Source organism: Serratia sp. 22264 (genome assembly GCF_052045345.1).
Taxonomy (GTDB): domain Bacteria; phylum Pseudomonadota; class Gammaproteobacteria; order Enterobacterales; family Enterobacteriaceae; genus Serratia; species Serratia plymuthica.
Genome location: NZ_JBQEOY010000001.1, coordinates 573,470 through 585,968, shown reverse-complemented (window position 1 = coordinate 585,968; position 12,499 = coordinate 573,470). Strand labels below are relative to the sequence as shown.

Sequence of the window (12,499 nt, the reverse complement as noted above, 5' to 3'; positions counted from 1 at the left end):
TGGCAATGCAGAAAAATACTCACGGGGATTTTCTATGGCAGAGAATAATTCGGCAATCCGTTCAGCCGCCGTTATTGGTGCGGGGACCATGGGCAGAGGCATCGCCTACCTCCTGGCGCTGAACGGCATACGAACCGTACTTTATAATCGCAATGGTAATAATCTCAATCAGGCCCGTGACTATATTGTCAGCGACCTGGACAGAAAAATAGATAACGGAAAAATAACCCTGCAGAAAAAAGGCCAGATATTAGCCAATATTATTTTCTCGGCCGTCTTTGACGCCATAACCGACAGCGATCTGGTGATTGAAACCATTGCGGAAGATGAGCAAACCAAGCATGAAATCCTGGCAGCCATTGCGGCTACGGTAAAACCGGAGGCGATCATTGCGACCAATACCTCCTCGTTGTCGCTGAACAAACTGGCGGCAGGGGTGGAAAACAACCCGCGCTTTATCGGCCTGCATTTTTTCAATCCGGCGCCGCTGATGAAGTTGATCGAAATCATTCCCTCTTATTTTACCTCCCACGCCACCAGCCTACGCTGCCAGAAGTTGGTAATAGCATTGGGTAAACAGTTTGTGGTCTGCAAAGCCACGCCGGGCTTTATTGTTAATCGCATGGCGCGGCCTTTCTATCTGGAAGGGTTCCGGCTGCTGGAGGAGAACGTGGCGCTGGCGCCACAGATCGACCGCGCCCTCAAGGCCGGCGGGCATTTTCGCATGGGCCCTTTAGAACTGACGGATTTTATCGGTCAGGATATCAACTACCAGGTCAGCAAGCAGATTTGGCAAGATATGCAGTTCGACCCTCGCTATACCCCCGGCCACTTGCAACGCTCGCTGGTGGATGCCGGGCTGCTGGGGAGGAAAAACGGGCGTTCTTTTTTTGCTTCCCAACCGGCGATGCCACCCACCCCGACCACAGAGAGCGACACGCCAACTTCACTGCATTTTTATGGTGAGCACGCTTTATTCGATCATCTGCAACAGCGCGCTCTGGCCACCTGGCCTGCGCTGCGCGTTCAGCGGTTGCCGGAACGGCCTGAACTGGGGCGATTTATCCTGGTGAATAACGCGCTGGCGATCAAAATCACCGATGGCAGAACGGCAAACCTGCTCGCCGGCTTAACCGCTCTCGACACCTTCGTGATTGACGCTGCGCTGAATTACGCCGACACCGCCTATCTGGTGGCCGCCCACAATCAACATGCCACAGAGACGAATAAAGCGCTGTTTCTGACGCTGCTGCAAACCGTCATCGCTCAGGTGGAGTTTATTAAAGATTCCCCTGCCCTGATCGTTGCCCGCGTACTGAGCAGCCTGATCAATGAATCGGTGATCATGGTGGAGAGCGGCGTTTGCAGCCGGGCAGATATCGATATCGCCGCCGTGGCCGGCGTGAACTATGCCGACGGCATTTTTGCCTGGTTGGCGCAACTCGGGCAGAAAAACGTGAAATCGACGCTGGATAACATGGCGCAACTGCTGCACTCCGCGCGCTATTACCCGCATTACTCATTGCTGAACGCGGCCCGGCCTGAGCTGGCCGTAGCGCCCTAAGGAAAGATGATGACGATTAAAGACGACGGGGTCTATCTGATCGACGGCACGCGCACGGCTATCGGCGCTTACGGCGGCAGCCTGGCGCTGACGCGTCCGGATGACATGGCGGCGGCCATTATTCGGGCACTGTTGCAACGGCACCCTGATGCGGAGCCGGATATCGATGAAGTGATCCTGGGTTGCGCCAATCAAGCCGGTGAGGACAACCGCAACGTCGCCCGCATGGCGGCGCTGTTATCTGGCCTGGATCAGAGCGTGCCGGCCATAACCTTGAACCGGCTGTGCGCATCCGGGCTGGATGCCGTGATCTACGCCAGCGCAAAAATAAAAAGCGGCCTCAGCGAACTGGTGCTGGCCGGTGGCGTAGAAAGCATGAGCCGGGCGCCCTATGTGATGGGCAAAAGCGAAACGCCTTTCGACAAGAGCGTCAAGCTGTACGACACCACCTTGGGCTGGCGTTTTGTCAATCCGCAGTTGGCGGAGCGCTATGGTTGCGATCCGCTGGGCATTACGGCGGAGAACGTGGCTCAGCAACACCAAATATCCCGTGAAGATCAGGATATTTTTGCCCTGAACTCACAGCAAAAAACCTGGCGTGCCATTGAAAATGGCCGATTGGCCAGGGAAATCACGCCACTCGAGGTGCAGGTGGATCGTAAAACCCGCAAGACCTTCGAACAGGATGAATTTCCACGCCAGACCACGCTGCAAAAGCTCCATGCGCTGAAACCGGCCTTTAGCGTCGAGGGATCGGTCACCGCCGGCAACGCGTCCGGCATCAACGACGGAGCGGCCGTACTGCTGCTGGCTTCCGGCCGTTATGTGAAACGCAAGTCGCTGCAACCGCTGGCGGAGATTGGCGACAGCGCCAGTGCGGGCGTTGCCCCGTCGGTGATGGGTATCGGGCCGATCGCTGCCACCGACAGGTTGTTGGCGCGAACCGGCTTTACCCTGAACGATTTTGACGTGATTGAAATTAATGAGGCGTTTGCCGCGCAGGTGTTGGCCGCGCTGAAAAACTGGCGTATCGATTTCAACGATACACGGGTCAACCCAAACGGCGGCGCCATCGCCCTCGGTCATCCGCTCGGGATGTCAGGCGCGCGACTGGTGCTTTCCGCCGCGCTGGAACTCAACGCCCGGCAGGTAAACAACGCGCTGGTGACGATGTGTGTCGGTGTCGGCCAAGGCGTTTCATTGGTTATTAAAGCCCTCTAATGCAAGGAATTCCGTATGAGCGTATTAAACATTCTTGAAGAAAAACTGGCCGAAACCAAAAAACAGGGACGGTTCCGCGAGTTCCTTAACCTCGAACGCAGCGTGGTGGATAAACCCTGGGCCACCAGCCACGGGCCGGACGGAGAGCGCCGCCTGAACGTCTGGTGCTCGAACGATTATCTGGCGATGAGCCATCACCCCAAAGTCATCCTGGCTACCACCGAGGCGGTGAATCGCGTCGGTCTCGGCACCTGCGGCGCCCGCAGCATTTCCGGCACCTCGGTCTACCACAGCGAACTGGAAACGCTGCTGGCCAGCGCCTACGGCAAAGAGTCCGCGTTGCTGTTCACCACCGGCTTCGGGGCCAATGACGCCACGTTGTCCACCCTTTGCGACGCCATTCCCAATCTGATCGTATTTTCCGATGAGCTTAACCACGCCTCGATGATTTACGGCATCCGCTACAGTAAGGCGGAGAAAAAAATCTTCCGCCACAATGATGTAGCGCACCTTGAAGAACTCCTGCAGGCGGCCGATCCTGATCGCCCCAAGTTGATCGCCTTCGAGTCGCTCTATTCGATGGACGGCGATTTCGCACCGCTGGCGCAGATTGTGGAGCTGGCGGAGAAATATCAAGCGCTGACCTACCTGGACGAGATCCACTCCGCCGGCGTTTACGGCCATCGCGGCCTGGGTTATGCCGAGCAACTGGGCCTGTTGGATAAGATCACTATTATCCAGGGCGGCTTCGGCAAATCTTACGGTGCCGCCGGGGGCTATATCGCCGCACCACGCGTGGTGGTCGAGGCGGTACGCAGTTGGTCGCCGGCCTTTGTCTTCAGTACGTCGTCCCCTGCGCCGGTGGTGGCTGCCGCGTTGGCCAGCTTTAAATACAATCTTGAGCATGACAATCAACGCAAACACCTGCTGGCGATTATCGATCATCTTAAGTCCGGCCTGCGCGCCGCCGGTATCCCGCTGGTTTCGGAAGACAGCCACATTCTGCCGGTGCTGGTCGGCGATCCGCACCGGAACAAACACATCAGCAAGGTGCTGCTCGATGAGTACGATATTTATGTGCAGCCGGTAAATGCCCCGACGGTACCGGCAGGCAGCGAGCGTTTGCGCGTCACGCCGACCTCTGCCCATACTCATGAGGATGTGGACTATTTCCTGGCGGCATTGAGCAAAGTCTGGGCCGCCAATGAATTACGGAGAGCAGGATGAAGTTGACGGATTATAACGGCCATTTTCTCACGCTTTGTCTGATGGCGACCGGCACCTTTGCCATTGGCACCGATGCGTTTATCGTCGCCGGCGTGCTTACCGAGATTTCCGACACCTTTACTGTCAGCCCCGCTCAGGCGGGGCAGTTAATCTCGGTGTTTGCCCTCGCCTATATGCTGTTTGCCCCGCTGACCGCCTGGCTGTTTGGTAACCTCAACCGCAAGCATATTTTACAGATCGCCCTGGTATTATTTATCGCCGGTAATCTGGCTTGCGCATTTGCCGACAGTTTTTTGCAAATCTCTGCCGGTCGCGTGCTGGCGGCGCTGGGGGCTGCGGCCTACACGCCGCAAGCCGCCGCCGCCGCGGTCGGGCTGGTGTCGGAAAAGCGCCGCGGGCTGGCCATCTCGATAGTTTACGGCGGCATGACGCTGGCAATCGCCCTTGGCATTCCTTTTGGCACCTTCCTGGCCAAGTTGATCGGTTGGCGGGAGATTTTTCTGCTGATTGCCTTGCTGGGCGCCGTTTCGCTGCTGGGGCTTTCACTGGCGCTGCGCGCCATTGCCGCACCGGGTAAACACACGCTGAAGGAGCGGCTTGCCCCGCTGCGACAAAAAGCGGTGTTGACCACGCTGCTGATCACCTTCTTTGCCGTCTGTTCCGAGCATATTGTTTATAGCTATGTCAGCGTACTGCTGAAACATACCCAGTTGGGCGCGGAGGCTATTTTACCGATCGCGCTGCTGGTATTCGGCGTAGGGGCCGTTATCGGCAATTTCGTTTCCGGCGTATTGACCGATGCCCTCGGCAGCAAGTTTGTGCTGCTGTTTTCGGTGGCCATTCAAACGGTCTCGCTGTTTCTGCTCACCTTTTACGTCACCTCCCCCTGGTGGGTGCTGGCGATCTTTCTGGTCTGGGGCATTACCGGCTGGATGTATCTGGTGCCGATCCAACACCACTTGCTGTCGCTATCGAAACGCTTTGGCGCACTGACCGTCTCACTGAACAGTTCCGTACTCTATGCCGGCATCGCCGCCGGCGGCATGCTCGGCGGCCTGACGCTGTATACGCTGCCGGCTTATTATCTGCCGCTGTTTTCGCTGCCGCTGGGGGCCATCGCCCTGCTGCTGACGCTGTTCTTTTTCCAGGGAGAGAAAGCCCATGAATGACCTGCTGCCTACGGTGCTTTATGAACGCCATGATGACGGCGTTGCCGTTATCACCCTGAATCGGCCGGAGAAAAAGAATGCCATCAATCTGGATATGGCGCGTCTGGTTCAAACTTATCTGCAACGGGCTGAGCAGGATGACAGGGTGCGGGCGATTGTGTTGACCGGCCATCCTGAGGCGTTTTCCGCCGGGATGGACGTGAAGGCATTCCGCCTGGGGGAGTTGCCGGTGGTCGAACCTGAGGGATTTGGCGGCATCGTGCATGCCCACCTTGCCAAGATCCTCATTGCCGCCGTCGATGGCATTGCCTACGGCGGCGGTTTCGAGATTGCGTTGGCCTGCGACCTGATCGTCGCCAGTCGCAACGCACGATTCAGTTTCCCGGAAACCGGGCTGGGGTTGATTGCGGCGCAAGGAGGGTGTTCACGGCTACCGGCACGGATCTCTCCTTATATCGCCCTCGACTGGTTGTTGACCGGCCGAACAATAAGCGCGGAGGAGGCCTGGCGGCACGGCGCTATCTCTCGTATCAGCGAAGGTTCGGCACAGGATGAAGCGCTGAGCATCGCCCGGCAAATCGCGCAAAAAAATCCGCTCGCCAGCCGGGCGGTGAAGGCCATTGTCCGTTATGGATTAACGCAGTATGAGACGCCGACGTTTGGCTACCAGCAGAGCTGGGTTGAACAGGTGCGGCAAGCGGCAACCCCCTCCTTTTGAGAACATTCTTAGTGAATGGTAATCATTCGCAGTCTAACGTTTAACCAGTACAAGACCGTGTTTTGAGAAGCCATTGACCCCGCTCTGCGGGGATTTTTTTGCCCTTTTAATCCTTCGTGGAAGAAAAAGGTTTCATAAACAGAAAGGTACAGGGCTTGCTTTGGTACTGGTTGATCAAGGGTACCAGCCGCGTGAAATGTTCGGTTTGGCAATGTACGTCCAATGCAGCCCGATCGGGCCACTCCTCGACAAAAATAAAATGCCCAGGGTCTTGGTGATCGATAAACAGTTCATAGGAGAGGCAAAGCGGCTCCTGCCGGGTTTTCTCCACCAGTTCCCGATACAGCGGCATCACCGTTTCAACACAATCGATCTTGATAAAATCCTCAGCAATCACCTTCAGCATGGCGCCTTTTCCCTTTCAGCTATCTATCATGTGAGCCCACTCTACCCTGAATCCTTATCCTTATGCACCCGAACGGCACCGCGTCAGAACCGTAGATAACGCAAGTTACCGAGTAAAACGCCGCTCCTTGCCCAATATTTAACCTTTATTGAAGCGGGCAATGGGACACTGGCTCTCAGACATATTTTATGAGGATTTTTCATGGCGGAATGGACACTTATTATCGCCAAATACAGCCCGGAGCCGGGCTTTCTGCTGCTGTTCATCTTTCTGTTTTCGTTCGGCAAGTCGGTTATTTTTATTTCTTCGCTGCTGCCGCCGGCATCGATTACGCTGATGCTGGGCGTTGTCGCCGGCAAACCGGTGCTGGCCGACGGTTACGTCTGGGGGGCGATTGCTCTGGGTGCGATGCTCGGTTCCGTTTTATCTTTCCATTGCGGTGCATTGCTCCAGGGCCATGAACACGGGAAGTGGTTGCCGGCCAGGTACCGCAGCGCGTTGCACAAGGCTAACTCAGCCTTGCAGCAAAAAGGCGTGGCACTGTTGTTTATCTCGCGTTTTTTGGCCGTGATGCGCTACACCGTACCTTTGGTCGCCGGCATGATTTCGCTGCCGCGCAAACAGGTCTACTGTGCCAGTGCGCTCTCCGCCGGGATTTGGGCGGTGGCGTTGATGTCTGTTGGCCAACTACTGTAAAACAGCGAGCACCTTTCTACCCCGACCGCTGCGATAAGCCCTAAGAGGGTGAATGATAGGGTATAATAACGTTTATCTTCAGATGGGATACGAGCTTCAGATGAAGCTGATCAGCACTTAAGGGAATAAAATGCCTCTCCTGCGAAACGCCATCACCGCCCTCCTGGCTGTGCTCAGCTTAACCGCATGCAACAGCAATTACCCTGAGCCAAAACGCACCGGCGTCGCGATAACGGATTATTACCACGATGTGACCAACGCAATACTTACGGAAACGATCATAAAGGACAGCTATTACGGGCAAGAATGCAGTATGTCCATATTCCTGAACCGCCAGGGTAAGGTCACCGACATCAATAATGTTGAGGGTTTTACGCCGCTGTGCGAAGCGGGCATGACTGCCGTCTTTTCAGCAGAGATCCCGGCACCGCCGGATGAAAAAACCTATACAACCTTCAAAAAACTCGTGATCGTCTTTCAGCCGCAGCGAACCTAGGGTTCGGCAAAGCAAATCCCCTCAGACACGGGGCCACAGCTATGCAAAGGTAGCAACCTTCGTTTTCGACACCTGAACACACCGCCTATAGGGTGAATTCTGGCAACAAGACTTTCATTATCAATTTTGCTGGATTGTGGGGGATTGGGGGCGATAGAAGAGTGCAAAGTCAGGCTTATCTTGCGTCAGATCACCTTTCTGAACATACATGGCAAATCCGCGCGATTTTTGCGTATCGCGACACAAATATGACACGACAGAGAGAACAAGGAATCAAGAATGTGTTGTAACCACATGATTTGTTGGTGGGTCGTACAGGGTTCGAACCTGTGACCAATTGATTAAGAGTCAACTGCTCTACCAACTGAGCTAACGACCCAACGGGTTAAATTATTCGCCTCTCCGCCATCAATGTCAAACGCTTACATCCATTACTTTTTCTCATGCGAAATTTTCAACCCTCTGTTTTATCAACAAGATAAGGCTGCTTAGGGCTATTAATCTGCTACCACGAGGAGTAATCTTCCGCCCCCAAGACGTCCGATTTGCCTCCTCGGTGTAAAGAATAATCGACTTTTATCCCTCGCATAAATGTTGTAAACATGTTGCACAAAGGTGGCGTTATTGCACTACCTTACTAAAGCCGGGCTAACCGGATAATCGTATAAAAAAGAGCCACTTCAGAGCTCACTATTTCACCCATGACAGGTAAAACAGGACATCATCAGATGGTAGATCACTCCAAAATAGCCACAGACGCGACGCCTGCGTCAGAAGATCATCTACGGCGAAACCTAACTAACCGGCATATTCAACTGATCGCCATCGGCGGCGCTATCGGCACGGGTTTGTTTATGGGGTCCGGCAAAACCATCAGCCTGGCCGGTCCTTCCATCATCTTCGTGTACATGATCATCGGCTTTATGCTGTTTTTCGTGATGCGCGCCATGGGCGAGCTGCTGCTCTCCAACCTGGAATATAAATCCTTCAGCGATTTCGCCGCCGATCTGCTCGGCCCCTGGGCCGGTTTCTTTACCGGCTGGACCTACTGGTTCTGCTGGGTTGTCACCGGCATCGCCGACGTGGTGGCGATCACCGCCTACGCCCAGTTCTGGTTCCCCGGGCTGTCGCAGTGGATCGCCTCGCTGCTGTGCGTATTGCTGCTGCTGGGCCTGAACCTGGCGACGGTAAAGATGTTTGGCGAGATGGAATTCTGGTTTGCGATGATTAAAATCGTCGCCATTGTCGGGTTGATCGTCGCCGGGCTGGTGATGATCGCCATGCAGTTCCAGTCCCCTACCGGCACCGTCGCGTCGTTCTCACACCTGTGGAATGATGGCGGCATGTTCCCGAAAGGCATCAGCGGCTTCTTCGCCGGCTTCCAGATCGCGGTGTTCGCCTTTGTCGGCATCGAACTGGTGGGCACCACCGCGGCTGAAACCAAAGATCCGGAAAAAGTGCTGCCGCGTGCCATCAACTCCATTCCGATCCGCATCATCATGTTCTACGTGTTCGCGCTGATCGTGATTATGTCGGTCACGCCGTGGAACTCGGTAGTTGCCGATAAAAGCCCGTTCGTTGAGCTGTTCGTGCTGATCGGCCTGCCGGCTGCCGCCAGCGTGATCAACTTTGTGGTGCTGACCTCCGCCGCCTCCTCCGCCAACAGTGGGGTGTTCTCCACCAGCCGCATGCTGTTCGGCCTGGCGCAGGAAGGCGATGCGCCGAAGTCGTTCGCCAATCTGTCCAAGCGGGCGGTGCCGGCTAACGGCCTGACCTTCTCCTGCATCTGCCTGCTGGGCGGCGTGGTGCTGATTTACCTGATCCCGAACGTAATGACGGTGTTTACGCTAGTGACTACCGTATCCGCCATTCTGTTTATGTTTGTCTGGACCATTATCCTGTGTTCTTACCTGGTTTACCGTAAACAACGCCCGGCGTTGCACCAGAAATCGATCTACAAGATGCCGGCCGGCAAGCTGATGTGCTGGGTGTGCATGGCGTTCTTCGCGTTTGTGCTGGTGCTGCTGTCGCTGCGCGATGACACCCGCCAGGCGCTGATCGTCACGCCGCTGTGGTTTGTGGTGCTCGGTTTGTCTTACGTATTCCTGCGCAAGAAAAAAACCGCCTAAAAGCAACAGGGGGATAATCGCTTATCCCCCTGCATTCCCCCTCTTTAGACGATTAACGCGGGCGTATCCCGTCGATAATCACCCGCTGCACGTTGTCCACCGTCTGCTGAAAGAACGCCTCATCGTCCAGTGTTTTGCCGGTCACCGCCTCTACCTGCACCCAAAAATCCGCATAGTGCTGAGTGGTGGCCCACAGCATAAAGATCAGGTGATGCGGCTCCACCGCCGCAATATGGCCTTCGGCGATCCAGCGCTCAATCATCGCGGATTTCTCGTCCACCAACGCCTTCAGCCCGCCCTGCAACTCCAGTTTCAGTAACGGAGCGCCCTGGATCATCTCCAGACAAAACAGCCGCGAAGCCTGCGGGTGATGGCGGGACACGTCCAATTTAAGGCGGATATATTCGCGAATGGCCTGCAAGGGTTCCTGATCGGCACGCAACGCTTTTAGCGGCGCCAGCCACACGTCGAGGATGCCTTTCAGCACCGCAACGTACAGCTCTTCTTTCGAAGGGAAGTAATAAAGCAAATTGGTTTTGGACACGTCAGCGCGCTCTGCCACCTGATCCAGACTGGTGCCGTGAATACCGTACAGCGAGAAAAACTCCAGTGCCGCATCCATGATAGTGCTGCGTTTTGCGGCCACCGCGCGCGAGCGGCGCGTAGGCGGTTTAACGGGTTGTTGCTTCACTGCAGCTCCTTGGCGTCACCTGATTCGGTCATCAGCATAACAAAGCCACTGAGTGAAACCCACGCATTTACCTACTCCTTTCGGGGGATTTTTTGCACCTTTTACGGGCAACTGCGCCTGATTTTTGTGCACATATTTTTTACCAAATGGTCTATTTTGGACCATTCACTCAACAACCCGATTACACACCACATCCAATTAATTGATAAATATACTCTTTTAAAAACTGGCACTGTGTTTGCAACACCCTGACAAGCGCCGCGCAATTTGGAACCCGCAGGAAGCATTCAAGCAGCGCGTGAACCGTCCCATTCGCAGACCCGAGGTGTTCAAATGAAAATTGGCGTATTTATCCCGATCGGCAACAACGGCTGGCTGATTTCCAGCAATGCTCCGCAATACAAACCGACGTTTGAACTCAACAAAACCATCGTGCAGAAGGCCGAGCATTACAATTTTGATTTCGCCCTGTCGATGATCAAACTGCGCGGCTTCGGCGGCAAAACCGAGTTCTGGGATCACAACCTGGAGTCCTTCACCCTGATGGCCGGGCTGGCCGCAGTCACCTCGCGCATCAAGATTTACGCAACCGCCGCGACCCTGACCATGCCGCCAGCGATCGTCGCGCGGATGGCCTCCACCATCGACTCTATTTCCAACGGGCGCTTTGGCCTGAACGTGGTGACCGGCTGGCAAAAACCGGAATACGAGCAAATGGGCATGTGGCCGGGCGACGATTACTTCGGCCGCCGTTACGACTATCTGGCGGAATACGTGAAGGTGCTGCGCGATCTGTGGGGCACCGGTAAGTCCGATTTCAAAGGCGAGTTCTTCCAGATGGACGACTGCCGCGTCAGCCCGCAGCCGCAGGCTGACATCAAGGTCATCTGCGCCGGGCAGAGTGACGCCGGCATGGCCTTCTCGGCTAAATACGCCGATTACAATTTCTGCTTCGGCAAGGGCGTCAACACCCCGACCGCCTTCGCACCGACGGCAGCACGGCTGAAAACCGCCGCCGATACCGAAGGCCGCAGCGTCGCCTGCTATGTGCTGTTCATGATCATTGCCGATGAGACCGACGAGGCCGCACGCGCCAAATGGGAAAGCTATAAAGCCGGTGCCGACACCGAAGCGCTGGCCTGGCTGACCGAGCAAAGCGGCAAAGACACCAAATCCGGCGCCGACACCAACGTACGCCAGATGGCGGACCCGACCTCGGCGGTCAACATCAATATGGGCACGTTGGTCGGTTCCTACGCCAACGTGGCGCGCATGATGGATGAGATCGCTACCGTGCCCGGCACCGAAGGCGTGCTGCTGACCTTCGATGACTTCGTGAAAGGGGTGGAAGACTTCGGCGAGCGCATCCAGCCGCTGATGAAAAGCCGCGCCGACGTTTGCCCAAAAACCGCTGAAAGCCGTGAGGTAGCCTGATGAAAATTGTTGAAAACCAGCCGGTGGTGCGCCGCCAGTCGCCGGAAACCGGTGCCACCGTCACTCTGCCCGCCCGCCCGGAGGCCATCGCCTTTGCGCCGCAGGAAACTGCGCTGATCGTGGTCGATATGCAAAATGCCTACGCTTCGCAAGGCGGCTACCTTGATCTTGCCGGTTTTGACGTCTCGGCCACCGCCCCGGTGATCGCCAATATCAAACGCGCCATCAGCGCCGCGCGTGCCGCCGGTATCCGGGTGATCTTTTTCCAGAACGGCTGGGACAATCAGTATGTCGAAGCCGGCGGCCAGGGTTCGCCCAACTGGCATAAATCCAACGCGCTGAAAACCATGCGCAAGCGCCCGGAGTTGATGGGCAAGCTGCTGGCCAAGGGCGACTGGGACTACGATCTGGTAGACGAACTGCAGCCACAGCCGGGCGATATCGTGATCCCGAAACCGCGCTACAGCGGCTTCTTCAATACCCAACTCGACAGCCTGTTGCGCTCCTACGGCATTCACCATTTGGTGTTTACCGGCATCGCCACCAACGTCTGCGTGGAATCCACATTGCGCGACGGCTTCTTCCTCGAATATTTCGGCGTGGTGCTGGCGGACGCCACTCACCAGGCTGGACCGCAGTTTGCCCAGCAGGCGGCGCTGTACAACATCGAAACCTTCTTTGGTTGGGTGTCGGACGTCGACAGTTTCTGCGATGCGCTCATTGCCCCACTCAGCCAAACGGCATGAGT

12 protein-coding genes and 1 tRNA gene are annotated in these 12,499 nt (G+C 56.0%); 10 read left to right on the top strand and 3 right to left on the bottom strand.

Annotated features, from left to right (window positions below; all coding sequences use genetic code 11):
- Nucleotides 1-34: 34 nt before the first annotated feature.
- The 5 genes from ACTJJ1_RS02835 to ACTJJ1_RS02815 are packed head-to-tail and all read left to right on the top strand — an operon-like array spanning nucleotide 35 to nucleotide 5,899.
- Nucleotides 35-1,564: a 3-hydroxyacyl-CoA dehydrogenase NAD-binding domain-containing protein gene (locus ACTJJ1_RS02835; RefSeq protein WP_440832300.1), complete on the top strand. Its 1,530-nt coding sequence runs from the start codon at nucleotides 35-37 to the stop codon at nucleotides 1,562-1,564.
- A gap of 9 nt (nucleotides 1,565-1,573) precedes the next feature.
- On the top strand, nucleotides 1,574-2,785 hold the full coding sequence (locus ACTJJ1_RS02830; RefSeq protein ID WP_440833589.1) for an acetyl-CoA C-acyltransferase: 1,212 nt from the start codon (nucleotides 1,574-1,576) through the stop codon (nucleotides 2,783-2,785).
- A gap of 15 nt (nucleotides 2,786-2,800) precedes the next feature.
- Nucleotides 2,801-4,012 carry a 5-aminolevulinate synthase gene (hemA, locus tag ACTJJ1_RS02825; protein WP_409443435.1) on the top strand — a complete coding sequence of 404 codons (1,212 nt, stop codon included), beginning with the start codon at nucleotides 2,801-2,803 and terminating at the stop codon, nucleotides 4,010-4,012.
- Nucleotides 4,009-5,181 carry an MFS transporter gene (locus tag ACTJJ1_RS02820; protein ID WP_330762365.1) on the top strand — a complete coding sequence of 391 codons (1,173 nt, stop codon included), beginning with the start codon at nucleotides 4,009-4,011 and terminating at the stop codon, nucleotides 5,179-5,181. Before hemA ends, ACTJJ1_RS02820 begins: the two co-directional genes overlap by 4 nt.
- Complete coding sequence (locus tag ACTJJ1_RS02815) at nucleotides 5,174-5,899, top strand: enoyl-CoA hydratase-related protein (RefSeq protein ID WP_122289758.1); 726 nt, start codon at nucleotides 5,174-5,176, stop codon at nucleotides 5,897-5,899. The genes ACTJJ1_RS02820 and ACTJJ1_RS02815 overlap by 8 nt, the downstream gene beginning before the upstream one ends.
- A gap of 106 nt (nucleotides 5,900-6,005) precedes the next feature.
- Here the strand turns inward: ACTJJ1_RS02815 and ACTJJ1_RS02810 are convergent, their stop codons facing one another.
- A complete protein-coding gene (locus ACTJJ1_RS02810) occupies nucleotides 6,006-6,305 on the bottom strand; it encodes a putative quinol monooxygenase (RefSeq protein WP_440832297.1) in 300 nt (99 codons plus the stop codon).
- 201 nt (nucleotides 6,306-6,506) lie between these two features.
- On the opposite strand from ACTJJ1_RS02810, the gene ACTJJ1_RS02805 reads away from it, so the two are divergent.
- Complete coding sequence (locus ACTJJ1_RS02805; protein ID WP_440832295.1) at nucleotides 6,507-7,001, top strand: DedA family protein; 495 nt, start codon at nucleotides 6,507-6,509, stop codon at nucleotides 6,999-7,001.
- 130 nt (nucleotides 7,002-7,131) lie between these two features.
- Complete coding sequence (locus tag ACTJJ1_RS02800) at nucleotides 7,132-7,497, top strand: cell envelope integrity TolA C-terminal domain-containing protein (protein WP_041416866.1); 366 nt, start codon at nucleotides 7,132-7,134, stop codon at nucleotides 7,495-7,497.
- A 303-nt stretch (nucleotides 7,498-7,800) separates the two neighbouring features.
- On the opposite strand, the gene ACTJJ1_RS02795 is transcribed toward ACTJJ1_RS02800, so the two are convergent.
- Nucleotides 7,801-7,876, bottom strand: a tRNA-Lys gene (locus ACTJJ1_RS02795).
- 349 nt (nucleotides 7,877-8,225) lie between these two features.
- Between ACTJJ1_RS02795 and cycA the strand changes: the two genes are divergently transcribed.
- A complete protein-coding gene (gene cycA, locus ACTJJ1_RS02790) occupies nucleotides 8,226-9,626 on the top strand; it encodes a D-serine/D-alanine/glycine transporter (protein ID WP_004942879.1) in 1,401 nt (466 codons plus the stop codon).
- 52 nt (nucleotides 9,627-9,678) lie between these two features.
- Here the strand turns inward: cycA and rutR are convergent, their stop codons facing one another.
- Nucleotides 9,679-10,317 (bottom strand): HTH-type transcriptional regulator RutR, encoded by a 639-nt coding sequence (gene rutR, locus ACTJJ1_RS02785; protein ID WP_004942877.1) that lies wholly within the window; start codon nucleotides 10,315-10,317, stop codon nucleotides 9,679-9,681.
- Nucleotides 10,318-10,650: 333 nt separating this feature from the next.
- Between rutR and rutA the strand changes: the two genes are divergently transcribed.
- Nucleotides 10,651-11,751, top strand: a complete 1,101-nt coding sequence (gene rutA / locus ACTJJ1_RS02780) for a pyrimidine utilization protein A (protein ID WP_004942872.1) — start codon at nucleotides 10,651-10,653, stop codon at nucleotides 11,749-11,751.
- A complete protein-coding gene (gene rutB / locus ACTJJ1_RS02775) occupies nucleotides 11,751-12,497 on the top strand; it encodes a pyrimidine utilization protein B (protein ID WP_004942869.1) in 747 nt (248 codons plus the stop codon). The genes rutA and rutB overlap by 1 nt, the downstream gene beginning before the upstream one ends.
- The last annotated feature ends 2 nt before the right edge of the window (nucleotides 12,498-12,499 follow it).